Below are 26188 nucleotides of genomic sequence, written 5' to 3' on the forward strand. Positions count from 1 at the left end.
CAACCGGTTACTTGGCGAAGCAGGCGCTCTAAGGGATTAGCATCATGGTGGAAACTCTTCCGGCAGCAGATTACATCGAGTTCGCGCGCCCGTTTCCAATGCATCGTGGAGGTGTACTGGAAGATTTCAGGCTGACGTATGAGACGTTCGGACAACTGAATGATCGTCGCGACAACATCGTCCTGGTCCTGCCCGGCATGTCCGCCAACAGCCACGTCTGCAGTGTCGTCCGCGATCCTGAGACAGGCTGGTGGGAGGACTTTGCAGGTTCAGGCAAGCCGATCGATACAGACCGCTGGTATGTGATCTGTTTCAACTACCTGGGTGGTTGCAAGGGCTCGACGGGGCCGATGTCCACCGAGCGCGCGAGTGGCAAACCTTACCAGTCGCGCTTTCCCGAACTGAGCATCGAAGACATCGTCGACACGATCGTCATGGCCGTGAAAGCGCTGGGCATGGAGGAAGTGAACTGCCTGATCGGTGCTTCGATGGGGGGTATGTGCGCGCTGGCCCTGTTGACCCGGCATCCGGGTTTTGTCCGGCATCACATCAATTTGTGCGGTGCGGCCAGTTCGCTTCCCGTGTCTACAGCCTTGCGTTCATTGCAGCGGGAAGCCATCCGCAGTGATCCGCTTTGGGCCGGTGGGGAGTATTCGCCGGATGCGCGTCCGGTCCACGGCATGACGCTGGCCCGCAAGATCGGCCTGTTGAGTTACCGCTCCGGCGTGCAATTGAATCGCCGTTTCAGCCGCAGCGATCAGTCGGCAGGAAAATCCGCCGGCATGACCCACGACTTTGAAGTCGAGGACTATCTGCAGGCCAATGCCTGGCGATTCGCACGGGATTTCGACCCCAACAGTTATCTGCAGTTAAGCCGCGCGATTGATCTCTATGCCTGTCTGAAGCAGCCGCAGGGCGGTTTTCAGACTGCCGGGCTGGAGCAGGTTCTGGTGGTCGGCGTCGAGAGCGACACGCTGTTTCCTGTCGCGCAACAGCAGTACATCGCTCAAGGGCTTGAGCAGGATGGTGCAGAGGTGACCTTTGTCCGGCTCGATTGCCCGGACGGGCACGACGCCTTTCTGACCGATCTGCGGGCGTTCGGGCCGCTGCTGGAACATTTCATGAATCGTATTGGTTCCGTCCTCCCAGCGGGCAGGTCGGAGCGTTGTCTGGAGTTGCACGATGAACGATTTTGACAAGGTTGCATTAGTGACCGGCGCCAACCGTGGCATCGGTTTCGAGGTGGCACGACAACTGGCCGCCGAGGGGGTGACTGTGGTGCTCAGTGGCAGGAATTACCAGGCTGTCGCTCAGGCGGCCGATGCGCTGATCGCCGTGGGGCTCAAGGTGTTCCCGTGCCTGCTGGATGTCACGGATGAAGACAGCATCGCCTCGGCCGTCAGACTGATCGAGGCGAAGTTCGGTCGACTGGATATCCTGATCAATAACGCCGCGATCCGTATCGAGTCCTACGGGCTGAACCCGTCGCAACAGCCACTTCAACAGTGGCGACAGACGTTTGAAACCAATCTGTTCGGCATGGTCGCGGTGACCCAGCATTGTCTGCCGCTGATTCGCCAATCTGCGGCCGGACGCATCGTCAACGTATCCAGTCTGCTGGCATCGCTCACCACGCATACCAATGTGGACTCATACGCCTATTCACCCATGTTCAAGTCCTTGCCGGGCTACAGCGCCAGTAAAAGCGGGGTGAATTCGTGGACGGTTCACCTGGCTTACGAACTTTGCGACACGCCCGTCAAGGTCAATGCGGTGCATCCCGGCTACACCAAAACCGGCATGAATGACGGCGCCGGTGATCTCGACGTGCAAGAAGGTGCGCGGACCAGTGTCGCTCTGGCGCTGATCGGTGCAGATGGCCCCACTGGCACTTACCGCCATCAGGACCGCGTGATTCCCTGGTAAGTCGTTGCTGTTTTTCTGCTTCTAACTGTTCAGTAGAAAGGATTCTTCATGATTAAGCTTGCACTCGTCACCGATAAGCCGAACTTGCACATTGACTACGACATGCCGCCATTGCTGGAAGCCTGCAAGCAACTGGCGATCAACGCCGATGTGTGCTTCTGGGATGATCAGTCAATCGATTGGGCAGCCTACGATGCGGTGTTGATCCGCTCACCCTGGGACTGCATTGAAAACCTCGACGGTTTTTTTGCCTGGTGCGACAAGGTGCATGCACTGACTTGCCTGTTGAACGTGCCGTCCGTGGCCCGGTGGGGATTGAACAAACTGTACCTGAAGGACATTGCTGCGCACGGCGTGCCGATTATTCCCAGTGTGTTCCTGGCGCCCGACGATGCCCCCGAGGGTTATCTGGCTGATTTTCTCGAGGCGAACACCGACAGCCACGAATTTGTCGTCAAACCGACGATCGGCTCGTATTCGCGCGGGGTGAAAAGGTTTGTCCGCGCCGGTTCCGAGGCCGCGCTGGCGCACATCCGCGCCCTGCAAAAGCGCGGTTCGCACGTGATCATTCAGCCGTACATCACCACCATCGACACCTACGGCGAGACAGACCTGACCTTCTTCGATAACACGTTCAGCCATTCCATCCGCAAGGGCGCCATGCTCATGGCGGACGGTACGGTGAATGTGCCGACCCCCGAGTTTCGCCAGCCGCGCGAGGCGGATGCAGAAGAGCAGGCGGTAGCGCTATCGGCGCTGGTGGCTTCTGCCGAGGTACTCGGGCTTGAGTTGCCGTTGCTCTACGGCCGGGTCGACGTGATCCGCGACTATGACGGTCGGCCGATGATCATGGAAATGGAGATTTGCGAACCCTCGCTCAACCTGCCATTTCGGGCTGACAGCGCGATGAACCTGATCGAAGGTGTGCTCAAGCGCATTGACAGGCGCCTGGTCGATCTTTGAAACATCCGTGAACGCCAATAAACAAGCCCGACCGCATTGCCGGGCTTTTTTTGTGCGCGCGATTACCCGAATATGGGCGTTTTCCGATGGCACAAGGATCAGGCGTCATGACCAAGACAGCCGAGCGGGTCAATATTGTCGACACTCAGGTGTTGTCCCACGACTGGTACCTGTTGAAGAAAATCACCTTTGACTACCTGCGTAACAACGGTGACTGGCAGCGGCAGACACGCGAGGTCTATGACCGTGGCAATGGTGCGGCGATCCTGTTGTTCAATCGCGAAAAGCGCACGGTGGTGCTGACCCGCCAATTCCGTCTGCCGGTGTTCGTCAACGGTCACGATGGATTGCTGATCGAAGTGGCAGCCGGGCTGCTGGAAGGTGCGGCGCCGGAACAGCGGATTCGCGACGAGGCCGAAGAGGAAACCGGCTACCGTGTGCACGACGTGAAGAAGGTATTCGAGGCTTACATGAGTCCCGGTTCGGTGACCGAGAAACTGCACTTTTTCATTGCCGAGTACGACGCGCAATCAAAGGTCAGCGAGGGCGGTGGCCTGGAAGAAGAAACCGAAGAACTGGAAGTGCTGGAATGGGGTTTCCATGAGGCGCTGGCGGCGTTCCAGCGCGGCGAGATCTGCGACGCCAAGACCATCTTGCTGTTGCAGTATGCGGCGATGAACAATCTGTTCGCCCGATAAAGCAAAGATCGCAGCCTGCGGCAGCTGCATTGAAATACGTTCCCTCTGTAGGAGCTGCCGCAGGCTGCGATCTTTTGATCATCTAAAACAACTCCCCAGTCCTGCCTGCCGCCGGCCAGTCACCACCCTCCAGCACCAGCAACCGCTCTTTTGCCTCCAGCCCACCCGCAAACCCGGTCAACTTCCCCGACGCGCCAATGACCCGATGACACGGCGCCACAATCGAAATCAGATTACGGCCATTCGCCGCTCCCACCGCGCGCACGGCTGTCGGATTTCCGATCTGCTCGGCGATCTGGCTGTAAGTGCGGGTTTCGCCAAACGGAATGGTCAGCAACGCCGCCCAGACCTTTTTCTGAAAATCAGTGCCGACAAAGTCCAGCTCCAGATCGAAGCGATCACGCTTCCCGGCAAAATATTCTTCAAGCTGCTGCGCGGTTCGCTGCAGCAGCGGATTGTCCGGCGCTTCGCTCATCGGACCGAGGCGCACCCGGTTCGGTTTGTCGTTTTCCCAGAGGATGGCCGCCAGTCGTGATCCGTTCGCGACCAGCTTCAAATCGCCGACCGGTGAGGGCAGGGTGATGAACGTAAAAGACATGCGAGCAATCTCCGGACAGGCACGGCAACAGCGCCCAGCATACTGCCTGATCAGAGAGGCGCAAACCGCAAACCCGACCATACTGCTTGTTGCTCCGGAAGCGTTCCACCTCTGCTTTGCACAGCCCCTAAAACAAAAAAGAGATCGACTCATGAAGTACGAACCTTTGGCCAAATCGCTGATAGCGACCTCACTGGCACTCAGTTGCCTCATGGCTCACGCCGCCTCGGTGGCACCGGTTGCCGCTGAAAACGGCATGGTGGTCACCGCACAACATCTGGCCACGCATGTCGGCGTCGATGTGCTGAAAAGCGGTGGTAACGCCGTGGATGCGGCAGTTGCCGTCGGTTATGCGCTGGCGGTGGTGTATCCCGCAGCGGGCAACCTCGGCGGTGGCGGTTTCATGACCATTCAACTGGCGGACGGGCGCAAGACCTTCCTCGACTTCCGCGAAAAAGCCCCGCTGGCGGCGACTGCCAACATGTATCTGGACAAGGACGGCAACGTCGTTCCGGATCTGAGCACCCGTGGTCACCTCGCGGTGGCGGTGCCGGGCACCGTGTCGGGTATGGAGCTGGCGCTGAGCAAGTACGGCACCAAGCAGCGCAAAGAGATGATCGCCCCGGCGATCAAACTGGCTGAAGACGGTTTTGAGTTACAGCAAGGCGATGTCGAGTTGCTGGAATATGCCACGGACGTATTCAAGAAGGACATGCGCGATTCCGGTTCGATCTTCCTCAGCAACGGCGAGCCGATGCAGGTCGGGCAGAAACTGGTTCAGAAAGATCTGGGCAAAACCCTGCGCACCATTTCCGAAAAGGGTGCCGACGGTTTTTATAAAGGCTGGGTGGCCGACGCCATTGTCACCTCCAGTCAGGCCAACAAGGGCATCATCACCCAGGCCGACCTCGACAAATACAAAACCCGTGAACTGGCACCGGTGGAGTGTGACTACCGTGGCTACCACGTCGTTTCGGCGCCACCGCCAAGCTCCGGCGGGGTGGTGATCTGCCAGATCATGAACATTCTCGAAGGCTATCCGATGAAGGATCTGGGCTTCCATTCAGCCCAGGGCATGCATTACCAGATTGAAGCCATGCGCCACGCGTATGTTGATCGCAACAGCTACCTCGGCGATCCGGACTTTGTGAAAAATCCGATCGAGCACCTGCTGGACAAGAACTACGCGACCAAACTGCGTGATGCCATCCAGCCGCAAAAGGCTGGCGTCTCTGCCGAATTGAAACCGGGCGTCGCGCCTCATGAAGGCAGCAACACCACCCATTATTCGATCGTCGACAAGTGGGGCAACGCGGTCTCGGTCACCTACACCCTTAATGACTGGTTCGGCGCGGGTGTGATGGCGAGCAAGACCGGGGTGATTCTCAACGACGAAATGGACGACTTCACGTCCAAAGTCGGCGTGCCGAACATGTACGGTCTGGTGCAGGGCGAGGCCAACGCCATCGCACCGGGCAAGGCGCCGCTGTCGTCGATGAGCCCGACCATCGTCACCAAGGATGGCAAGGTGGTGATGGTGGTCGGCACGCCGGGCGGCAGCCGCATCATCACCGCTACTCTGCTGACCATGCTCAACGTCATCGACTACGGCATGGGCCTGCAGGAAGCGGTCGATGCGCCGCGTTTCCACCAGCAATGGATGCCGGAAGAAACCAACCTCGAAGACTTCGCCGCCAGCCCGGACACGAAGAAGATCCTCGAAAGCTGGGGTCATAAATTTGCCGGGCCGCAGGACGCCAACCACATCGCTGCGATTCTGGTCGGCGCGCCGTCGCTGGGCGGCAAACCGGTCGGCAAAAACCGCTTCTACGGCGCCAACGATCCACGCCGCAATACCGGGTTGTCACTGGGTTACTGAGAGGCGTAAAAAGGGGGCGGGCGTATGTCTGCCCCTGTCTTCAGTATCGATCAAGGAAGTCACACCATGACCACCGCATTACTGATCATCGACGTCCAGCGCGCAGTGTGCTCGGGTGAATACCAGTGCCACGACATCCATCGCGTGATCGAAACCATCAACGCCCTCAGCGCCCGCGCGCGCCAGGCCGGGGTGCCAGTGGTGCTGATTCAGCATGAGGAAAAGGACAGCCCGCTGGCCCATGGCGCCGAAGGCTGGCAACTGGCCGATGGACTTGAAACGTCCCCGCAGGATTTGCGCGTACGCAAGACCACACGGGATTCGTTCTACCAGACTGACCTGCGCAAACTGCTGCCCGGAGAGGATTTCGAACGATTGGTGATCTGCGGCCTGCAAACCGACTACTGCGTCAACGCCACCGTGCGCCAGGCCCATCAACTGGGCTACGACGTGGTGCTCGCCTCAGACGCGCACTCCACCGTCGACAACGGCAACATGAGCGCCGAAGACATCATCGCCGAACACAACAAGGACCTGGCGCACCTGACCGGCTCCGTGGCGCGGATCGATGTCAAACCCGCCGCCGATATCGTGTTCTGACAACACCCCCTGGAGGAGTGAGCCTGCTCGCGAAAGCGTTCTGTCATCCGAGACATCATCGACTGACCGGACGCTTTCGCGAGCAGGCTCGCTCCCACGGGGTTCGCGTTTTCCAGAAACCGTTGAGTACACCGAGGATTTCCGGCAGCAGCACTGGCATACTGCCCGCCGCCTGAAGAATGGAATCCTCTCGATGCTCGCTTTCACCTTCCGTCACGCCTTGACGCTGACTTCTCTCGCGTTTGCCTCCGTTATTCACGCCAGCAGTTTTAATTGCGTCAGTGCTGCCAGCAAGACTGAAAAGGCCATCTGCAGCACTCCGGATATTTCAGGCCTTGACGATAAACTCGCAGAGCGTTGGCGCTCGACCCTGGCCAAAGTCCCTAATCCCAAAGTCCTCAAGACAGATCAACGGCAATGGCTGAAAAATCGCAACGCCTGTGGCGACTCGGCGGCCTGCTTACGCCGAGCGTACCTGATGCGCCTTGCCGAACTTGAACACGCCACTGAGCCGTTCAGTTGGGACGCGACCTGGCAACTCATTCCGCCGAGTTCTTCAACATCGGCCACGGTGATCACTCAGCGTCGTGATGCCACGCACATCGCCTTCGACATCACGGCGGGTGAGGGTGCCAATTCCGGGGATCTGGAGGGAGTCGCCACGCTCAAGGGCGATGAAGCCTTTTACAGCGAAGGCGAATGCAACCTGAGTTTCACGCCCGTCAATGGCGTGCTGGATATCTCGCCAGTTGGCTCGGGTGGCTATTGCAGCGCCGGCATGGGCGTGTACTACACCGGTCGGTTTGTCGCCTCGCAGCAACCGTTGGCGCTTGATTACGACATGCTCAGCCTTGGCCTGGCGCGAACGCCAGAAGAAAACCAGGCCCTGCACAAACTGCTCAAGGATGACTATCAGAGACTGGTGGAGTTATCCGGCTCTTTGATGGCCGGTGAGCCTTCAAGCGATGTGCCAGGTAGTCAGGTCGCGCAAATGTGGATGCGCGGTCTAGGCGCCACCGGCATCGTCATGCATTCAACTGACGCGCGTTTCTGGGTGTTGTTACAGACCTACGATGCCAAAGGCCAAGCGTTCCTGCGCTATTACACCAACGCGGCGCAATGGAAAACCCGTCTACCCGATGCCCTGCAAGCCTGGAATGAAAGCAAGAAGAGCTATCAGGATCTCCCCGTGGAGTTCACGCCCTGAATCCATGGCCATGCATCGCTTGTTAGCGGTAAATCCAGCGCACTTGACTGACAGCGCTATGCTGGTTCGAGCATTGATTTCAACGGATGACGGCCATGACTATTCAGGCACTACGGGCGAACGCGACCCATCTGGACGCAGTGGCGCCATTGTTCGACGCCTATCGCTGTTTCTACGAACAACCGTCGAACCTTGAACAATCACGAGCGTTCATCGCCGAGCGCATGGCCGGCAACGAATCAGTGATTTTTCTCGCTCAGGATGACAAGGCTGAAGTGCTGGGCTTTGTGCAGTTGTACCCGACGTTTTCCTCCATCGACGCCCATCGCACCTGGCTGCTCAGTGACCTGTTCACCACGCCTGCCGCCCGTGGTCGCGGGGTCGGCAGACTGTTGATGAACACCGCACGAGACTTCGCGCTGCAGACCAATGCCAAAGGTCTGGTGCTGGAGACCGCGACCGACAATGTCACCGCGCAGGGTTTGTACGAGTCGCTGGGGTATGTGCGAGATACGGGTTACTACACCTACCTCCTCGATTTGCGGCAGGGCTGAGCAAATATTTTTCTCGAATTGCCGAATTCAGGCTTTCCCCAGCCGACCACTCTCTCTAGAATCCGCCCGGCCTTTGTAATGGAGGCGCATTGCCATCATTCGGCATTGTTCATAAAGGGACGGACATCATGCAATTTGGGAAAATTCTGGCGCTGGGCCTGGTGCTCGCGCTGGGCGGTTGTGCCAGTTTCACCAAAGACGAAGTGGCGCCGGTGACAATGCCGTCGATGGCCAACTACGCCAACAAGCCTGACGTCTACGTCGATTTCGACTTCTATCAGGGCGAGCCGAAAAGTGCTTCCGCCACAGAAGTGCCGCAGGCACGCGATCAGCTCAAGCCGCAGCTGCAAAAAATTCTGACCGATTCCGGTCTGTTCGGCCGTGTCACCCTGGACGAGTTCCAGAAGCAGCCGGGCGACTACAATCTGCGCCTGAAGGTCTACAACCATCCGCCGAATGCCGGTTCGATGGTGCTGGCCTACATCAGTGGTTTCAGCATGATGGTAATCCCGGCTTATGGCACCGATCAGTACACCATGAGCCTGGAAGCCTTGGATGGCCAAGGTCAGGCACTGACCACCGCGAGTAATCACGACGCGGTCGGCACCTGGATTGGCATCTGGTTTATCCCGTTGATGGGCAACACGACGAACAAGGCCGTGACCGACACGTTCACCCGTCAGGTCAACGCGCTGCTCAAGCAAGTGGTCGAGACCAACAGCCTGAAGTACTCGGCGCTGGAAACCCGCATTCCACGGGCCTAAGCCAAAAAAAGAGCCGCGATTGCGGCTAATGCCAGTCAGTTAAGCTGACTGGCATTTTTGTTTTTGATCGGATACTTCGGCGATTTGAGCCTGATTGCCCGAGGATAAATGCGCTCCTCGCGTCGATGTGGCAGGACATAATGCGGGGCTGAGGCATGCAACTCTGCGAGATATTTGGGGATGTTCCCCGAACGATCCGCAGAAACGCCGTTGATAAACCCCAAGATCGCCCAAGTGCACGCGGTGAAGCTCAGTTCGCATGGATGGATGCCTGGACAATGGCGGCTCATCTCCACCATCTGATAACGCAACAGGTTGTAGCCCAACAACACGCCCCACAGTTCCTGCTCAATCATTTCGGGCGTCTTGCTGCGCAGCGTATAGCTGCTGTTCAGCAGGGTCTGCTTCATTTCTCTAAACCCTAACTCGATCTCCCATCGCTGGCTGTAGAGATCGACGATTTCGTCGGACGGGAAGCGTAATGAGTCGGCCATCGACGTCAGTATCTGACAAACCTTGCCCTTGACGGTTTTGCTCAGAAGCCGCGCAGTCAGGCGCTCCGGCAATCCAGGCCATTGCTTGCGGGCCTGCGGCGAAGTACTCAACGAGACCACAGCATCGTGGCGCCCCAAACGCTGAAGCACTTCGTACTGCGAGCCTTTTTTCAGCGGCATCAACCAATGTCGCTCGATGCCTGCTTGCTGCCATTGATGCAGCAACCCCAAGGAATAAAAGCCGCGATCGAACAGCGTCAGCGAGTGATCGGGGGTGGTTTCGATCAGTTGCTCCGCCAGTTTCATCTCGTTGCTGCGATAGCCGTCAAACGCGCTGCCAATCAGTAAGTGACTGGTCAATTCCATTTGGCAAACCATGCGCACCTGAGGAAAACCAGTATCGCCATGCTGGTTGCTGGCGGAGTCGTAACGCGCACGGTTTTCCGGTGTATCGGGCGTACGCCAGACGACGCCGTCGACACCCAGCAAGCGCAACCCGGCCCAGGTCGGATGACTGGCCGCTTCATGCCAGCTTTTCTGAGTCAGATCGAAGACTTGTCGTACGGCCTCGCTGCCCAGCCGCTGACGGGCTTGGACTACGGCGCTGGGCGCGACCAGCGGACGTTGCCCAGGCAGCATGATGTTCATGCGACTGACCACATCCCACGCCGACATGCGTCGAAAAAACGCCATGGAGATGACGCACCAAAGCATCATTTCCAAAGGTAAGCGTCGCCTGCGCAAAGTGGCTACACCGGCCTGCTCCAATGCCTGTTCGACCAGAGATGGATCAAGCAACGAGTCCAACCCTTCGAGGGAGTTGGGAGTCGAGACGAAGTTGTGGGTGAGTTCCAGTGCCCGAGCCAGACGCATAAAAAAATCCGATGCCTATTCAGGCATCGGATTTTGATTTCTTGCGGCCAAAGGTCAAGCAAAAGGGCTTAACTGATCAGCATTACGCGATTGCGGCTCTTTTTTTGTCTGTTACTTCAATGCCTGAATAAACTGCGGATCGCTGTACAGTTCCTTCAGCAGGTCACGCAGCATCGGGTTGTAAGCGTTGACCGCGTTCGGGATCGCAATGAAGCCGAAGAAGCTGCTGCTCCACTGGCTGCTGACATCCTTGGTCGCGTCGTACACCACATCGTTGCCGTTGAGCAGGGTGAAGCGCGCAGCCAGCTTGCCGTTACCCGTGCCCATGCCAGCGGTCAGTTCATTCTTCACCACCAGCACTTTCAACTGCCGCTGAGCTTGCGGATCCAGCAGGCCAGCCTTGCGCAGTTCTTCGGTGATCGCATCCTGAATGTGCGCCGGGATGCTGCCGGACGGCGAACGGACTGGGTTGGCGCGCACCATCAGTGAACCTTCACCGGACTCGGCAGTGACCTGAGGATTGCTGATCGCGTGCAGCGGCGGAGTTTGTTTGAGCTTCTGGACGTTTTCGTAGTTCGGCTCGTAGCGGAGCATGGTCATGCCACAACCTTGCAGCAACAGCGCCAGCATCGGGATCAACAACAACGACTTCTTCACGGCAGTTCCTTGCGTGGGAATGTAGGGGCGCGAATTATGGGCAGAGTGCCATCATCGAGCAACCACCCCTGCATATTCACTGGCGATGGGTCCGTTTCAGCCTCGCCCAGTCAGCAGTTTCTCGATCTGCGCCAATTCCCACGTACTGAGCAGACTCACCGGGTCCGTGCCATAACGCTGCCACGTCTCAAGTGCGCCTTCATGGCCGTCGGCGTTGCGTGCATATTCACAGTGATGCAAGCGCTCACCTTGAAAATCCAGCAGCAGATACCAGCCTTCGATATGGACCGCGACCAGTCCGGCCTCGGTGCGCGCTTCGCAACTGAATGCGAGCACACCCAGCGCAGCTTCACGCAAACGCTGGCAAACCTCGCGGGCGGTGAGCAATGAAGACATGTTTGAACTCTATGTATGCACAAGCGCGCCAGCATAATGCGCCAGCCGCCAAGTGTCAGCGATCACTGGCCCGATCCCGGACAATTCCGTAACATCCTCAACCCTCTTTTTTCGCGAACATCGCAGGCCGTGCTCAGCGGCCGCTCAATCAGGTAAGCCATGAAACCGATTCGTCTGCGCGCTGATGTCCTGGCCGGACTCACCACCTCGTTTGCCCTGTTGCCCGAGTGCATTGCGTTTGCGCTGGTGGCCCACCTCAACCCGCTGATGGGCCTGTATGGCGCTTTCATCATTTGTACGCTGACGGCATTGTTTGGTGGCCGGCCGGGGATGGTTTCCGGCGCGGCGGGTTCGATGGCGGTGGTGATCGTCGCGCTGGTGGTGCAACACGGCGTGCAATATCTGCTGGCGACGGTGCTGCTGGGCGGTCTGATCATGATGGTGTTCGGGCTGTTGCGCCTGGGCAAACTGGTGCGCATGGTGCCGCATCCGGTGATGCTCGGCTTCGTCAACGGCCTGGCGATCATCATTGCGCTGGCGCAACTGGAGCATTTCAAAAACGGTGAAGACTGGCTCAGCGGTACGCCGTTGTACCTGATGACCGGGCTGGTGCTGTTGACCATGGCCATCGTCTACATTCTGCCGCGCCTGACCCGTGCGGTGCCGCCGGCACTGGTGGCCATTCTGGGGGTGGGCCTGCTGGTCTACCTGTTCGGCCTGCCAACCCGCACCCTCGGCGACATGGCGCACATTGCCGGCGGTTTGCCGACTTTCGCCTTGCCGGACATTCCGTGGACCTGGGAAACCCTCGGCATCATTGCGCCTTACGCGATCCTGATGGCGTTGGTCGGTCTGCTGGAAACCCTGCTGACCCTCAACCTCACCGACGAAATCACCGAAACCCGGGGCTACCCGGATCGCGAGTGCGTGGCGCTCGGCGCGGCGAACATGGTCTCGGGTGCATTCGGCGGCATGGGCGGTTGCGCGATGATCGGCCAGACCGTGATCAACCTGAGCTCCGGCGGGCGCGGGCGTCTGTCCGGCGTAGTGGCTGGCGTGCTGATCCTGTTGTTCATCCTGTTTCTGTCGCCGCTGATCGAGCGCATTCCGCTGGCGGCGCTGGTGGGGGTGATGTTTGTGGTGTCGCAGCAGACATTCGCCTGGGCCTCGTTGCGGGTGTTGAACAAAGTGCCGCTCAACGATGTGCTGGTGATTATCGCCGTGACCACCATCACCGTGTTCACCGACCTGGCCACCGCCGTGCTCTGCGGGATCATCATTGCCGCGCTGAATTTCGCCTGGCAGCAGGCCCGCGAGTTGTACGCCGATGAACATCTGGAAGCCGACGGCAGCAAACTCTACCGCTTGCACGGAACGCTGTTTTTCGCCTCGACCACGCCGTTCCTGAATCAGTTCGACCCGGCCAATGACCCGGCGCGGGTGACGCTGGATTGCCGGCATCTGAGCTTTGTCGACTACTCGGCGATTGCCGCACTGAAAACCCTGCGTGAGCGTTACGAAAAGGCTGGCAAGCATTTGCAGGTGTTTCACCTGTCGGAACGCTGCAAAAAACTGCTCAAACGCGCCGGCGTCGCTCACGACTGAAGCGCTTTTGCAGGAGCAACTCAATCCCTGTGGGAGCGGGTGTTTACCGATTTCATGTGCACAGCAAGGCCATTGTAGGAGTGAGCCTGCTCGCGATAGCGTCGCAACAGTCAGCCTCTTTGTAGACTGACACAGCGCCATCGCGAGCAGGCTCACTCCTACAGGGTTGTGTGTGGCCCGGATTTCAGATCGCCGGGAAATCAATATCGGTCAGCGCCGCATTGTTCAGATAGTTGGTCAGCGACTGCACCGCCACCAGCGCAATCACTTCAATGATCTTGCTGTCATCGATCCCGGCAGCGCGGGCGACTGCGATCTGCTCGTCGCTCAAGTGACCACGACTTTGCGTGATTTGCTGGGCGAGGGTGGCGTAGGCGTTAAGTTCGCCCTGACGCGCAGCGACGATGTCCTGCGCCGACAGCCCGGCCTTACTCGCAAAGAAGGTATGGGCCGACAGGCAATAATCGCAACCGTTGACCTGTGACGTGGCGAGGTAAACCGCTTCTTTCTCCTTGGCGCTCAGCGAAGTTTTGCCGAGGATCGTCGAAGCTTGCAGGTAGGTTTCGAGGGCTACCGGTGCCTTGGCCAGTGTGCTGAACACGTTGGGCAGAAAACCGATTTTCTTCTTCACGCCTTCCAGCACTGGGCGGGTGGTGTCGGGGGCGGATTCGAGGCTGATAGCGTTGATGCGGCTCATGGTGATTCTCCGAAAGACCGGCTCGAAGTGCGCCGGCGATGGAGGTGATGTTAATCAGCACGTCTGGTGCTTTGGCTGCGGATCGTCGAGGATATGCGACAGATCGTCCAGACATGCAGCTGAAGGAGTCACTATGGATCGCCTTTCCACGTTGCTCAGCCATTTCGCTGTCCATGCCGGCACGTTTCACAGCGGCGATTTTTGCGGCGTCAGCGCTCATGAGGGCGAGCCGACTGGGCATGTCCATCTGTTGCAGGCCGGCGAGTTGTTGCTCAAGCCGGGCAACGAGCGCGAGGTCAGGCTCAACGAACCATCGCTGATCTTTTTCCCCCGACCGTTTCCCCATCGCATGTCGGCCGACGAGTCCATGGACACCCAACTGGTCTGCGCAACGCTGACGTTTGACGGTGGCTCAGGCAATGCCTTGGCGGCGGCTCTGCCGGACTGTCTGGTGCTCAAACTCAGCGAGATACCCGAGTTGGGCGCTACCCTGGAATGGTTGTTCACGGAAGCTTTCGAAGGTCATTGCGGGCGCGTGGCGGTGATGGATCGGCTGTTCGAGTTGCTGGTGATTCTGCTGTTACGTCATCTCATCAGCAGCCGCGATCAACAACCGGGAATGATCGCCGGGCTGGCCGATCCGCGCCTGTCCCGCGCCTTGAACGTGATGCATGAACAACCGGCCAAGCCATGGAGCGTGGCCGAATTGGCGACGGCAGCCAATCTGTCTCGCGCCGGATTTGCCGAGCAGTTTCGTCGCGTCGTCGGCCAGCCCCCGGCGGACTATCTGCTGAGCTGGCGCATCAGCCTCGCGCAGAAACGTCTGCGCGAGGGCCGGCCAATGGCGCTGATCGCGCAAGAGGTCGGTTATGAAAGTCCTTCGGCACTGGCCCGAGCGTTTCGCCGCAAGACCGGGCTCAGCCCGCGGGAGTGGAAGACCGGCGTCTGAACGTTAACGGGCAAATTTCTTCGCCCCGGCTACACACAGAATGACCCCAAGCGTTACCGCCAGCATGCCGATACTGACCTGTTCATGCAGCAACGTCGCAGCCAGCGCCAGGCCGAAAAACGGCTGCAGCAATTGCAGTTGACCGACTGCCGCAATCCCGCCCTGGGCCAGGCCGCGATACCAGAACACGAACGCGATCAGCATGCTGAACAGCGAAACGTAGCCCAGACAGACCCACGCCGACACGCTGATACCGCTGAACGACGGTGGGGCCAGCCACAGGCTTGCGACTGCCATCGGCGGCAGCGACAGTACCAGCGCCCAACAGATCACCTGCCAGCCACCGAGGGTGCGCGACAGTTTTGCGCCTTCGGCATAACCCAGACCACACACCAGAATCGAAGCCAGCATCAACAGGTCACCGGTAGGCGAGGCGGACAATCCCTGCGACAAGGCAAACCCGACCACCAGCGCACTGCCCAGGATCGAGAAGAACCAGAATACCGGGCGCGGACGCTCGCCACCGCGCAAGACGCCAAACAGCGCAGTGGCCAATGGCAGCAAGCCGACAAAGACGATCGAATGTGCCGATGTCACGTGCTGCAAAGCCAGCGCCGTCAGCAGCGGGAAGCCGAGCACGACGCCCAATGCCACAATGAACAATGAAAACCACTGATCTCTGGCCGGTCGCCGCTCACGGAACAACCACAACAGGGCAACGGCCAGGACGCCGGCAATGGCGGCGCGCGCGACGGTGAGAAACACCGGGTCGAACTCCAGCACTGCCAGGCGCGTAGCCGGCAGCGAGCCGCTGAAGAACACCACGCCAATAAAGCCATTGATCCAGCCGCTGGTTTTTTCCAGTGCCGGGTTGCTCACGTTTGAAGTCCGTTCCATACGATTCACACTCATTGTGGGTTGCTTTGAGAGAATCCTATGATCGAGAATCAGGACAATCAAAAAATTGTCATGGATACATCCCGACATGTCCCGCTCTCGTTACAAGACCCTCGTCGACACCTACGCCGCCGACATTCGCACTGGACGTCTGGCGCCCGGCACACGTCTGCCGACACACCGGCAACTGGCCACGCAGGAAGGGCTGGCGCTGGTCACGGCCTCGCGGGTGTACGCCGAGCTTGAGGCGATGGGGCTGGTCAGCGGCGAAACCGGGCGCGGCACCTTTGTGCGCGAAACCTCGTTATCGCCGGGGCAGGGCATTGATCAGAAGGACGTGGCGGTCGGCATGATCGACCTCAATTTCAACTACCCGTCCTTGCCCGGTCAGGCCGATCTGCTGCGTACGGCGTTGCGGCAATTGGCATTGTCCGGGGACCTGGAATCGCTGCTGCGTTATCAACCCCATGCCGGCCGCCAACGCGAGCGGGCGTCGGTCGCGCGTCATTTGCTGAGCCGTGGCATTAGCGTCGAGGCCGAGCAAATGCTGATCGTCAACGGCGCCCAGCAAGGCCTCGCGGTGACGTTGATGGCGTTGCTCAAACCCGGCGATGTGATTGCGGCGGATGCGCTGACCTATTCCGGGTTCAAAGTGCTGGCCGAAGCGCTGCATCTGGAAGTGTTGGCGATCCCGGTCAGCGACCACGGGCCGGATCTCGTGGCACTGGACACACTCTGCCGCAGCCGCTCGGTGCGCGCCGTGTACAGCATGCCGACGTTGCACAACCCGCTGGGCTGGGTGATGCCGCTTGAGCAGCGCGAGCAACTGGCCTCGATTGCCCGCCGGCACGATCTGACGATCATCGAGGATGCGGCCTACGCCTTTCTGGTGGAAAACCCACCGCCAACACTGATCGAACTGGCGCCGGAGCGCACGGTTTACGTGTCGGGTCTTTCCAAGAATATCGCCACCGGTCTGCGCGTCGGCTTCATCGCCGCGCCCGTGCCCATGGTGCCGGCACTGGAGCGCATCATCCGCGCCACCACCTGGAACACCCCCGGAATAATGACCGCGATAGCTTGCGGCTGGCTTGATGACGGCACCGTCACCGTGCTTGAAGAACAAAAGCGCGACGACGCCAGGGCTCGTCAGGCATTGGCCGCCGAATTACTGAAGGGGCTGCCCTGCATCGGACACCCGTGTTCCTATTTTTTATGGCTACCGCTGCCGGAAGACGTGCGCGCCGACCAGATTGTCGTGGAGTTGATGCACGAACAGATTTCAGTGACCACCGCCGAGCCGTTTTCAGTGTCGACACACACGCCTCACGCGATTCGCCTGGCGCTGGGCTCGGTGGACATGGACGTATTGCGCCAGGCGTTGATCACGGTCAGAAAGGTCGTTGGTGCTTATCTGTAAAACACAAAGTGTTAGCCTTGCCCCAATTGCACGACACCGCTTGGATCGCCTGATGAAAAACACCGCTTCACTGTGCCTCGCCCTGACTCTCACCGCAGGCCTGCTCGGCAGCGCCGCCCACGCCGCAGGCGACCCCGAGGCCGGCGCGAAAATCTTCCCGCGTCTGTGCGGCGGTTGCCATCAGGTTGGCGAGTCCGCGCGGCCGGGGTTCGGCCCGCAACTCAACGGCATCATCGGCCGACCTGCCGGGACTTCGGCGAACTATGTGTATTCCGATGCGATGAAAAACTCAGGCGTGACCTGGGATCACGAAACGCTGAAGGCCTATCTGAAGGATCCGAAAGGCGTGGTACCGGGCACGCGGATGATTTTCTGGGGGCTGAGTGATGAGGAGAAGCTCGAAAATCTGTTGGCGTATCTGCAGACGTTCCCGCAATAACAACCCGCGCGATCCCCTGTATGTGCTGCCGCAGGGGGATAGTGGTCATGTGAACCAACTACCCTGCGCTAGCCTCTACACTGCTGTATCCATTTCGCCCAATCGAGGAACACACCATGAAGTCTTTGTTATTGGCAGCTCCCATGCTGCTCGCCAGCGCAATGGCCCACGCCGCTATCCCTCAACTAAACGCCACGTGCCCCGGCAACATCGAAGTGCATGCCGATGAGGGCGGGCCAATCTATATCAATGGCAAGGAGGGCAAGTTGAAGAAGTTCAACGAGAACTACTTTGAAGCCAAGGGCGCGGGGGTGACCATTTCGTTGAGTATCAATCCTGATGGTTCGCCGGCAGTGTCTTACACCGGGAAGAACCGGGCCAACGGTGTGTGCGAATTGAAAAAGAATTGAAGGGCCGTTGATCCAGCGTTCCGGCAGACATGAAAAAGCCCGGCTGATCAGGCCGGGCTGTTTATTTGTTACCTTGGAACCGTTGGTTCAAGCGTTGCGACTTTCAAGCAAACGATCGGAGCCACCTTCGGCTACACGGCGTTCGATCAGACGATCCGAACCACCCTCAGCTACACGGCGTTCGATCAGACGATCCGAACCTCCCTCAGCCACACGGCGCTCGATCAGACGATCCGAACCTCCCTCAGCCACACGGCGTTCGATCAGACGATCCGAACCACCCTCAGCCACACGGCGTTCGATCAGACGATCCGAACCACCCTCGGCAACACGGCGTTCGATCAGACGATCGGAGCCACCCTCAGCCACACGGCGTTCGATCAGACGATCCGAACCACCCTCAGCCACACGACTTTCAATCAACCGATCCGAGCCGCCTTCAGCGACCGTGGTGTGAGCCGCGGTTGCGGCAAAAGCGTTAACTGCGAAAACCGAGAAAGCGATGCTGAGAAGGATTTGGCGTTTCATGATCGTGTGCTCCGGGGTGTTGTAGGTGGGTATGGAGCCGATCTTACGCCGCGGATTTTTTATGAGAACTTCATTGACGTGATGGTGACTATCAACGCCAGCGATGGTTACCTGAGCGCCGGATTACGGGGACGTCGGCCGAATGCACAGCTCACCGGTGGCGCGCACCAAAGCCAACTCATGCAGCGCATCGTGGGTCAGACCCGTGCGCGCCTTGGCCAGCCAGACCGGGCAATTTTGATCATGGCGATAAGGCAAGAAGTCGGCGTATTGCGCAAGCAACCGGGTTTGCAGCTCATCCAGGTGCGGGCGGATCTGCTTGCCCAGATCCGGGCGCGGCGTGTCCGGCGCGGCACCGGCCGCCTGCCATTGCGCGAGCAAACCGTACTGCACCAGTTTGTTGGCCTCCATTTGTGCGGCGATCAACTGTGCCACCTCCTCCGGGTCGAGCTTGCGCTCGGAGGCGAGCGTGCGGGTATTGGCAATGACTTGCGCTTCACGGGGGCTGTCCTAGATCGGCTTGCCACTGTCCCATTTGGTCAACGCAACCAGATCGCCGATGTTCAGGCGTTCGTTTAATGTCGTGAGCAAGGGCTTCAGGGCCTCCGGAGCCGGAGCAGACGTTGCAGCGTGAGAGCTGCTGGCAAGCAGAGCGAGAAAAGCGCTGGTCAGCAGTTTTGGAAAGCGGGGCATGAACAGAACCTCAATGGATGGCATTAACGGGATTTTGTTTACCACAGCCGTGAATGGACAACCACATAACCATGCCAGTTACACAGGCAATGAACGCAACAATCAACGCCCGGCTGAAATGATAATTGCCCCCCGCCGCCCACTCACCGAAGCTATCCTTCATCACCTCACATCGTCGAGATGGATCTCTTTCAATGCAAACCCCCAGCGTCACCCAACCGCTCTGGCAAACCTACCTGCTGTTTCTGGCGCCGATGGTGCTGTCCAACTTTCTGCAATCGATGTCGGGTACGGTCAACAGCATCTACATCGGCCAGATGCTCGGCACTCAGGCGCTGGCGGCGGTGTCGGGCATGTTTCCCGTGGTGTTCTTTTTTATTGCGTTGGTGATCGGCCTGGGCGCGGGCGCCGGGGTGTTGATCGGGCAGGCGTGGGGCGCGCGCGAGCCGCACATGGTCAAGGCGATTGCCGGGCGACGCTGTTGCTCGGGGTGCTGATCGGGTTGGTGGCGGCGGTGTTGGGCAGTGTGTTTGCACGGCAGGCGTTGACCGGTTTGGGCACGCCGGCGGATGTGCTGGATGATGCGGAGGCCTATGCCCACGTGATGATGTGGATCTTGCCGTCGCTGCTGGTGTTTGTGCTGTTCACGCAGTTGCTGCGTGGGGTGAGCGACACGCTGTCGCCGTTGCTGGCGCTGGTGGTGTCGACCTGTGTCGGGCTGGCGCTGACACCGGCGTTGATTCGTGGCTGGTTCGGTTTGCCGCAACTGGGGATCCAGAGTGCCGCGTTCGCGGGGCTTGCGGGTAACCTGGCGGCGATGGCGTGGCTTTCATGGCGGCTGATTCGCAAGGGCCATCCGCTGGCGCCGGATCGGGCGTTTTTTGCCGCGCTACGCCTCGACGCAGCAATTCTCGGCAAGGTCCTGCGCATCGGTCTGCCGACCGGCGTGCAGATGATTGTGCTGTCGTTGTCGGAGCTGGTGATTCTGGCGCTGGTCAACCAGCACGGCTCGCAAGCCACGGCGGCTTACGGCGCGGTGACGCAGATCGTCAACTATGTGCAGTTCCCGGCGTTGTCGATTGCCATCACCGCATCGATCCTCGGCGCGCAGGCCATCGGGGCCGGGCGGCTGGAACGGATGGGGCCGATCCTGCGCACCGGTCTGTTGATCAACGTGTGCCTGACCGGTGGCCTGATTGTGCTCGGTTACCTGTTGTCGCACTGGTTGCTCGGTTTGTTCCTGACCGAGGATTCGACCCGGGCGATGGCCGAGCATCTGCTGCACATCATGTTGTGGAGTCTGTTGGTGTTTGGCTTCCAGGCGATCATCGGCGGGATCATGCGCGCCAGCGGCACGGTGCTGGTGCCGGTGGTGATTGCGATTGTCTGCGTGGTCGGCGTGCAGTTGCCGGCGGCGTATTGGCTGGACGGCCAGTATGGCTTGCAGGGTGTGTGGATGGCGTTTCCGGTGGCGTATCTGGGCATGCTTGTGTTGCAGACCCTGTATTACAAACTGGTCTGGCAGCATCAGAAGATCGAACGCCTGGTTTGAACCTTGTAGGTCGAGTATTCGGGGGGCTGGCGTAACAGCCGGTTGTTTGCTTAAGTCAATCGAGTCCCTCGACGGCCGCGCTGCCCGGAGAATGCCATGTCGATCCGATTGCTGCTGGCTGCCATGTTGTGCCTGTGCGCCACTCCTGCCGTGCAGGCCGTCGAGTACACCCGCGTCAACACCACCGCCAGTCAGATCAGCTTCACTTACAACCAGATGGGCTCGCGGATGTACGGCACCTTCGGCAAGTTCGAAGCGACGCTGGACTTCAACACCGATGACCTCGCCAGCGCCCATGCCACCTTGCACATCGACCTCAACAGCATCGACGCCGGCAGCGAAGACGCCAACACTGAACTGGTGAAACCGGCGTGGTTCGACACGCAGCAATTCCCGGTGGCGCTATTCGAATCCAGCCAGTTCACGCAAGTGGCCGAGAACCGCTACCTGATCGCCGGGCAACTCACCCTCAAAGGCATCACCCGTGCGGTGCAGGTACCGGTGACGTTGAAGCCCGACAGCGCAATCGGCATTTTCGACGGTGAGTTGCTGCTCAAACGCGACGAGTTCGGCCTCGGCGCGGGGGAGTGGGCGGATACCGTGGTGTCCAGGGACATCGCGATCAAGTTCAGGGTCGTGGCGCCCCAGCAGTGAGGTCACCCCACAAGGTATGATGTCGCGGTTTTCCGCCGGAGTTCAGCCGCCATGCCACGCATCACCCACTACAAGTCCCCATGCCCCGAAGGCGTCAACAGCCAGATTCTGCAAATGGTCGTCGACTACCTGACCGACATCAGCGCCGTAGGCCTGGGCCCGAGCAACCTGTTGTACAACGTCTATCAGTACGCGGTGGGCTATGAGGTGCACCTGTATCTGGAGGCGTTGAACGGCGAGAAGGGCACTGAGGTGGAATTGCTGGTTGCGACCGATGATGACAACCCGGAGCAGGTGATCGGCTTCCTGTTATACCTGCCGGTGCAGGGCGATTGGGAGGCGTGCAGCGTCGCCTACATGGCCGTGCGCGAAGGGCATCGGCGTCAGGGCGTGGCGCGGACGATGATCGCTGAAATGGTCGGGCGTTATCCCCACGCCGAACTGGCCTGCACCGTCGGCAAGGTCCCGTATTTCGAGGCGCTGGGCTTTGAAGTGATCGGTCAACGCGAGACGCAAGTGCTGATGAGCACGCGGCATTACCGCAGCAACGGCTTGCACGGGTTCATCGACACCATGCCGATCTACCGTTCGCTGGAGGTGCAGCAGATCCACACCTATTTGCTACAGAAAAACGGCAAACGGGCGATGCTCGATGCCGAGAAACAGCGTGACCGGCATCTCGATCAAACCACCCGGCATACCGAAGAATTTGTTCGTCAGCGGCTGACCGTGCACTGAGTGCTGAAGCGCAGACTATTTCCAAATAGCTGATCCCCTGCAGGAGCTGCCGGCGGCAGCTCCTGCAGAGTCGGTCAATCTGGCATCGAGCGAATAATGTCGGCCAGGTCATCCTTGGTTATTTCATTGGCTTTGATGGCGGCGGCGATGTCTTTTTTGGAAAGCGGGAAACGCTTGAAAATTTCTTTCAAATTGTCCGAATCAACATTGGCCACCCAGAGTGGATCAATAAAGGAACCGCCATACTCAGGTTTCATCGGTACTTCTTTGTGGGCAATAGCACCTTTATGGTTGAGATAAACCACATAGCGATCATGCCCTTCAGGAAAGCTTTTATCGTGATAGAGCATGGTCCCCAGAGGCAGGACATAGTAATTCTCGTCGCCATTCGGACCTTCGATCAGCAACGGTTCTTCAATTTTGATCATTTTCATGACATGACGGTTTGAAGCATCGCCAAGCATCAGAAAAGCCATAAAAATCGCACTGACCAATAGAACTGCCACCACCCACAGACTAAGTTGTCTGTTCGTAAAAATAATCCTTATCACTTTGCGCCTCGGCATTCCCTTCGAGCATGGCCGGTAAATCAACGTGCATGAAAATTCTTGCGGCGTATTGATCAGGTCGACGCTCTGCGTGGAATGATCGACAACAGGTTATCCACGGAACTTGCGGATTGAAATAAAAAACGCGACCCCTGACGTTGGGGCGCGTTTTCTTGGCTTGTCTTGGGAAAACTGTGGTGAGGGCGTTGCCTAAGGTTGCAGTTCCACGTGATCGAGGGCCTGGTTGACGGCCAGTTCACCCAGCATCACGACTTGGGCGATGCCCAGAGCGGTTTTGCGATGGGAGGGCGGCAGGGTTGCGGCGAAGTTGTTGAGCATTTCGCTGGCCGAGCCGAGGGTTTCGCTGGCGTTGGCCAGCAGGGATTCGGTGTTGTACCTGGGGTTGGCGAAGTACATGGACTCCGGCTCGTTGGCACTGGACATGATGCCGGCAGTGGGATTGAGGTAGTAATCGAGGGCGCGGTCGGCGGCTTCGTGGAGTTTTTTGCTGTCGACTGAAGCGTAGGGGGATGTAGTGTCGGTGCTGGCTTCGGATTCTGGCGGGTTGGGTGTTGGTTTTTTCATGGTGTTCTTCTCTCTCTAAGCTGTGGAGCTGACCCATTCGGCTTCCGGTCGAATGGGTGGCAGCTGTACGCAAGGCTGGAAACCCGGGGAGCAGAGAAACCCGGACGACCCGAAGGTCCCCCACGCACAGCCGCCATAACAAAGTGCACACCAAAAAGGTGCGCAATCATACGTCATGAATGGCGCTTTTGCGTTCTGCAGTCCCACGGGGTTTCCAGTCCCGATCGCTGAATTGGCAGCGACGAGCACAGGCTAGAGACCTGACGTCCGACGGACAACCTGAAAACATTGTGGGAAGGTTCTGCAAATTCGAAACAACCTTTAAACATCCCGAATTGAAATACGCAGGACGCTGCGGTGGGTTGCGATCTTTTGAGCTGGTTTTTTAACATCAAAATCAAAAGATCTCAGCCTGTGGCAGCGCCTACAGAGGCGCGTTTAACGGGCGCCGGGCCAGCCGGCCTTGTCTAGGGCGGCGAGCAAGGTGGCGGCATCCAGCCCTGGCACCGAATGCCCGTTGCCATCGGTGCTTTCGCTGGCGAGCAGGGCGTTGATGATGGCTTCTTCAACCGCTTCGGTCGCCGCCAAAAACAACTCGCTGATGTGGTCGTTGTTGACCATGCGCAAACCATCACAGGTCGGCGCACCTTTGCCTTCGTAGGCGGCGGGCGGGACGTGAGCGTTGCCGGTGGCGAAAGCGATGAAGATGTCGCCGCTGTGGTCTTCGTTGCCACCGCCGGTGCGTGCCAGACCAAGGCTGGCACGCTGCGCCAGGCGTGTGCATTGATGGGGCAGTAACGGCGCGTCGGTGGCCAGGCAGACCACAATCGAACCCATGCCCGGATGCGGCAGCGAGGCCCGGAGAAACGGCGAATCGACCTGCTCCATATAGCGCCCGACCGGGTAGCCATCGACGCGCAATTCACTGCGAATGCCGTGGTTGGCCTGGACGATCGCGCCCACCGTCCAGCCGCCCTGAGCGCTGCTCAATTGGCGCGATGCGGTGCCGATGCCACCCTTGAATTCATGGCAGATCATGCCGCTGCCACCGCCCACGGCACCTTCCTGTACAGGCCCGTCGACGGCGTTGTGCAGGGCTTCAGCGACATGCTCGGGCTGGACGTGGAAACCGTTGATGTCGTTGATCAGGCCGTCATAGGTTTCCAAGACCACCGGCATGTTCCAGTAGAGACGGCCGTCGTCCGGTTGTCGCTGGCGATCGAGGGCGATCAGCGCATCACGCACCACGCCGAGGCTGTGGGTGTTGGTGAAGGCAATCGGGCTGGTCAGCAACCCGGCCTCGCGAATCCACTCAAGTCCTGTGGCATCGCCATTGCCGTTGAGTACATGCACCCCGGCGAAACACGGTTGCTGGTTGGTCGAGCCCAAGCGCGGTTCGATCAGCGTGACGCCGGTGCAGATGTCACGACCGGCGCTGCTGCGACCGCGCACGTTGCTGTGGCCGACGCGCACGCCGGGCACATCGGTGATGGCGTTGAGCGGGCCGGGGGTGAGTTGGCCGATGCGGATGTTGAGGTCACGGGCACGTGGTTTCATGGGTTTCTGTCTCTCTAAAAAATGCAGGGTTGTTCACCGCCTCTGTGGGAGCGAGCCTGCTCGCGAAGGCGTCGGCACTTTCAATACATTCAGTGCCTGATCCACCGCTATCGCGAGCAGGCTCGCTCCCACCGGGATTTGTGAAATGTTCAAAAGGGTTTACTGGCCGTTCTTGACCTTGCTCCACACCCGCGTACGCACGCGCTCGATGGCTTTGGGCAGCGGCTCAAGGGTGTAAAGGGTTGCCATGGCAGCGGCAGACGGATAAACCGCCGGGTTGTCGCGTGTGGCTGCAGCCACCAGCGGCGTGGCCGCGCGATTGCCGTTCGGGTACGACAGGTGATCACTGACCGGCGCAATCACCTCCGGGCGCAGCAGGTAATCGATAAAGGCCAGGCCTTGCGTCCGGTTTGGCGCGTCCTTGAGCAGCACCAGCGTGTCGAACCACACCGGCGCGCCTTCCTTGGGCAGGCTGTAGGCGATCTTCACGCCGTTGCCGGCCTGCTCGGCATTGGTCTTGGCTTCGAGCATCGCCCCCGACCAGCCAGCGGCCACGCAGATGTTGCCGTTGGACAGGTCGCTGATGAATTTCGACGAGTTGAAGTAGGCAATGTGCGGGCGCAGTTTGAGCAGCAGCGCCTCGGCTTTTTTATAGTCTTCGGGATTCGTGCTGTTGGGCGGCAACCCCAGATAATGCAGGGCCACCGGGAGCATTTCCGACGGCGAATCGAGCATCGCCACGCCACACTGCCCAAGCTTGGCTAGGTTGTTTTCGTTGAACACCAGATCCCACGAATCCACCGGCGCCTTGTCGCCCAGTGCGGCGCGCACTTTATCGACGTTGTAGCCGATGCCGTTGGTACCCCACAGGTACGGCACCGCGTATTGATTGCCCGGATCGTTGTTGGCCAGTCTGGCCAGCAGCTCATTGTCGAGGTTCTTCCATCCCGGCAGTTGATCGCGCGGCAACGGGGCGAGGGCGCCGGCCTTGATCAGCGTCGGCAGGCTGAAGTTGCTCGCCACCACCACGTCATACCCGCTGCGGCTGGTCATCAATTTGCCTTCCAGCACCTCGGCACTGTCGAAGGTGTCGTACACCGGTTGAATGCCGCTGTCGCGCTGGAAATCGTGCAGCGTGTTCGGGCCGATGTAGTCGTACCAGTTGTAGACATGCACGCTTGGCGCATCGGCGGCGTTAGCGGCTGTTACCGCGCCAAGACAGGCGAGCAGGCCCAAGTTGATATAGCCACGATGACGAAGCATGATGCGGCACTCCTGGCCTGTGCAGGCCGGTGATGAACAGGAGT

Annotated in this window: 27 protein-coding genes and 2 pseudogenes; 17 read left to right on the forward strand and 12 right to left on the reverse strand. The window is 59.3% G+C overall.

Annotated features, from left to right (window positions below; genetic code table 11):
• Positions 1-44: 44 nt before the first annotated feature.
• From metX to ATI02_RS06240, 4 genes are all read left to right on the forward strand, one after another.
• A complete protein-coding gene (gene metX, locus ATI02_RS06225) occupies positions 45-1196 on the forward strand; it encodes a homoserine O-acetyltransferase MetX (protein WP_100845756.1) in 1152 nt (383 codons plus the stop codon).
• Entirely contained in the window at positions 1183-1926 is a 744-nt protein-coding gene (locus ATI02_RS06230) for an SDR family oxidoreductase (protein WP_100845757.1), read from the forward strand. The genes metX and ATI02_RS06230 overlap by 14 nt, the downstream gene beginning before the upstream one ends.
• 48 nt (positions 1927-1974) lie before the next feature.
• Positions 1975-2889, forward strand: coding sequence for a D-cycloserine synthetase (locus ATI02_RS06235; RefSeq protein WP_095189711.1), 915 nt, complete (start codon positions 1975-1977; stop codon positions 2887-2889).
• A gap of 107 nt (positions 2890-2996) precedes the next feature.
• Complete coding sequence (locus ATI02_RS06240) at positions 2997-3587, forward strand: NUDIX domain-containing protein (protein WP_100845758.1); 591 nt, start codon at positions 2997-2999, stop codon at positions 3585-3587.
• Positions 3588-3669: 82 nt separating this feature from the next.
• On the opposite strand, the gene ATI02_RS06245 is transcribed toward ATI02_RS06240, so the two are convergent.
• The gene (locus ATI02_RS06245) at positions 3670-4185 is read right to left on the reverse strand and encodes a methylated-DNA--[protein]-cysteine S-methyltransferase (RefSeq protein ID WP_100845759.1); all 516 of its coding nucleotides are present in this window, start codon (positions 4183-4185) and stop codon (positions 3670-3672) included.
• 151 nt (positions 4186-4336) lie between these two features.
• Between ATI02_RS06245 and ggt the strand changes: the two genes are divergently transcribed.
• The 5 genes from ggt (at position 4337) to ATI02_RS06270 (ending at position 9189) form a co-directional block, all read left to right on the forward strand.
• Entirely contained in the window at positions 4337-6064 is a 1728-nt protein-coding gene (gene ggt / locus ATI02_RS06250) for a gamma-glutamyltransferase (protein WP_100845760.1), read from the forward strand.
• A 66-nt stretch (positions 6065-6130) separates the two neighbouring features.
• Positions 6131-6664, forward strand: coding sequence for a cysteine hydrolase family protein (locus ATI02_RS06255; protein ID WP_100845761.1), 534 nt, complete (start codon positions 6131-6133; stop codon positions 6662-6664).
• A gap of 193 nt (positions 6665-6857) precedes the next feature.
• Complete coding sequence (locus ATI02_RS06260; RefSeq protein WP_100845762.1) at positions 6858-7871, forward strand: lysozyme inhibitor LprI family protein; 1014 nt, start codon at positions 6858-6860, stop codon at positions 7869-7871.
• 95 nt (positions 7872-7966) lie between these two features.
• Complete coding sequence (locus ATI02_RS06265; protein WP_100845763.1) at positions 7967-8425, forward strand: GNAT family N-acetyltransferase; 459 nt, start codon at positions 7967-7969, stop codon at positions 8423-8425.
• 128 nt (positions 8426-8553) lie between these two features.
• On the forward strand, positions 8554-9189 hold the full coding sequence (locus ATI02_RS06270; protein WP_100845764.1) for a hypothetical protein: 636 nt from the start codon (positions 8554-8556) through the stop codon (positions 9187-9189).
• A gap of 35 nt (positions 9190-9224) precedes the next feature.
• Here the strand turns inward: ATI02_RS06270 and ATI02_RS06275 are convergent, their stop codons facing one another.
• From ATI02_RS06275 to ATI02_RS06285, 3 genes are all read right to left on the reverse strand, one after another.
• Entirely contained in the window at positions 9225-10556 is a 1332-nt protein-coding gene (locus ATI02_RS06275) for an IS4 family transposase (RefSeq protein ID WP_100845361.1), read from the reverse strand.
• 111 nt (positions 10557-10667) lie between these two features.
• Positions 10668-11213: a hypothetical protein gene (locus ATI02_RS06280; RefSeq protein ID WP_095189719.1), complete on the reverse strand. Its 546-nt coding sequence runs from the start codon at positions 11211-11213 to the stop codon at positions 10668-10670.
• Positions 11214-11309: 96 nt separating this feature from the next.
• Positions 11310-11609, reverse strand: a complete 300-nt coding sequence (locus ATI02_RS06285; protein WP_095189720.1) for a DUF7693 family protein — start codon at positions 11607-11609, stop codon at positions 11310-11312.
• Positions 11610-11768: 159 nt separating this feature from the next.
• Between ATI02_RS06285 and ATI02_RS06290 the strand changes: the two genes are divergently transcribed.
• Positions 11769-13214, forward strand: a complete 1446-nt coding sequence (locus ATI02_RS06290; RefSeq protein ID WP_100845765.1) for a SulP family inorganic anion transporter — start codon at positions 11769-11771, stop codon at positions 13212-13214.
• 184 nt (positions 13215-13398) lie between these two features.
• Here ATI02_RS06290 and ATI02_RS06295 read toward each other — a convergent pair whose 3' ends face one another.
• A complete protein-coding gene (locus tag ATI02_RS06295; protein ID WP_095189722.1) occupies positions 13399-13911 on the reverse strand; it encodes a carboxymuconolactone decarboxylase family protein in 513 nt (170 codons plus the stop codon).
• Between the two features lie 133 nt (positions 13912-14044).
• On the opposite strand from ATI02_RS06295, the gene ATI02_RS06300 reads away from it, so the two are divergent.
• Positions 14045-14860 carry an AraC family transcriptional regulator gene (locus ATI02_RS06300; RefSeq protein WP_095189723.1) on the forward strand — a complete coding sequence of 272 codons (816 nt, stop codon included), beginning with the start codon at positions 14045-14047 and terminating at the stop codon, positions 14858-14860.
• Between the two features lie 3 nt (positions 14861-14863).
• Here ATI02_RS06300 and ATI02_RS06305 read toward each other — a convergent pair whose 3' ends face one another.
• Positions 14864-15757, reverse strand: a complete 894-nt coding sequence (locus ATI02_RS06305) for a DMT family transporter (protein ID WP_095189724.1) — start codon at positions 15755-15757, stop codon at positions 14864-14866.
• Between the two features lie 88 nt (positions 15758-15845).
• Here ATI02_RS06305 and ATI02_RS06310 point away from each other — a divergent pair, with 88 nt between their 5' ends.
• From ATI02_RS06310 to ATI02_RS06320, 3 genes are all read left to right on the forward strand, one after another.
• On the forward strand, positions 15846-17177 hold the full coding sequence (locus ATI02_RS06310; RefSeq protein WP_100845766.1) for an aminotransferase-like domain-containing protein: 1332 nt from the start codon (positions 15846-15848) through the stop codon (positions 17175-17177).
• 52 nt (positions 17178-17229) lie between these two features.
• Complete coding sequence (locus ATI02_RS06315; RefSeq protein ID WP_095189726.1) at positions 17230-17616, forward strand: c-type cytochrome; 387 nt, start codon at positions 17230-17232, stop codon at positions 17614-17616.
• Positions 17617-17732: 116 nt separating this feature from the next.
• Positions 17733-18026 carry a hypothetical protein gene (locus ATI02_RS06320; RefSeq protein WP_100845767.1) on the forward strand — a complete coding sequence of 98 codons (294 nt, stop codon included), beginning with the start codon at positions 17733-17735 and terminating at the stop codon, positions 18024-18026.
• Positions 18027-18113: 87 nt separating this feature from the next.
• Here the strand turns inward: ATI02_RS06320 and ATI02_RS06325 are convergent, their stop codons facing one another.
• Entirely contained in the window at positions 18114-18554 is a 441-nt protein-coding gene (locus ATI02_RS06325) for a phage infection protein (protein WP_100845768.1), read from the reverse strand.
• 123 nt (positions 18555-18677) lie between these two features.
• A pseudogene (locus tag ATI02_RS06330) lies at positions 18678-19247 on the reverse strand (chorismate mutase).
• Positions 19248-19441: 194 nt separating this feature from the next.
• Between ATI02_RS06330 and ATI02_RS06335 the strand changes: the two are divergent.
• From ATI02_RS06335 to ATI02_RS06345, 3 genes and pseudogenes are all read left to right on the forward strand, one after another.
• Positions 19442-20799 (forward strand): annotated as a pseudogene (locus ATI02_RS06335) (MATE family efflux transporter).
• 96 nt (positions 20800-20895) lie between these two features.
• The gene (locus ATI02_RS06340; RefSeq protein WP_100845769.1) at positions 20896-21453 is read left to right on the forward strand and encodes a YceI family protein; all 558 of its coding nucleotides are present in this window, start codon (positions 20896-20898) and stop codon (positions 21451-21453) included.
• 51 nt (positions 21454-21504) lie between these two features.
• On the forward strand, positions 21505-22191 hold the full coding sequence (locus ATI02_RS06345) for a GNAT family N-acetyltransferase (protein WP_100845770.1): 687 nt from the start codon (positions 21505-21507) through the stop codon (positions 22189-22191).
• Positions 22192-22265: 74 nt separating this feature from the next.
• Here ATI02_RS06345 and ATI02_RS06350 read toward each other — a convergent pair whose 3' ends face one another.
• The 4 genes from ATI02_RS06350 to ATI02_RS06365 all read right to left on the reverse strand — a co-directional run bounded on the left by ATI02_RS06350 (position 22266) and on the right by ATI02_RS06365 (position 26144).
• On the reverse strand, positions 22266-22667 hold the full coding sequence (locus tag ATI02_RS06350) for a hypothetical protein (protein ID WP_238156255.1): 402 nt from the start codon (positions 22665-22667) through the stop codon (positions 22266-22268).
• A gap of 282 nt (positions 22668-22949) precedes the next feature.
• Positions 22950-23324, reverse strand: coding sequence for a DUF6124 family protein (locus ATI02_RS06355; protein ID WP_095187490.1), 375 nt, complete (start codon positions 23322-23324; stop codon positions 22950-22952).
• 438 nt (positions 23325-23762) lie between these two features.
• Positions 23763-24881 carry a DmpA family aminopeptidase gene (locus ATI02_RS06360; RefSeq protein WP_100845771.1) on the reverse strand — a complete coding sequence of 373 codons (1119 nt, stop codon included), beginning with the start codon at positions 24879-24881 and terminating at the stop codon, positions 23763-23765.
• 159 nt (positions 24882-25040) lie between these two features.
• A complete protein-coding gene (locus tag ATI02_RS06365; protein WP_100845772.1) occupies positions 25041-26144 on the reverse strand; it encodes a polyamine ABC transporter substrate-binding protein in 1104 nt (367 codons plus the stop codon).
• Positions 26145-26188 lie beyond the last annotated feature (44 nt).

Origin of the sequence: Pseudomonas baetica (assembly GCF_002813455.1) — a bacterium.
GTDB classification, from domain to species: domain Bacteria; phylum Pseudomonadota; class Gammaproteobacteria; order Pseudomonadales; family Pseudomonadaceae; genus Aquipseudomonas; species Aquipseudomonas baetica.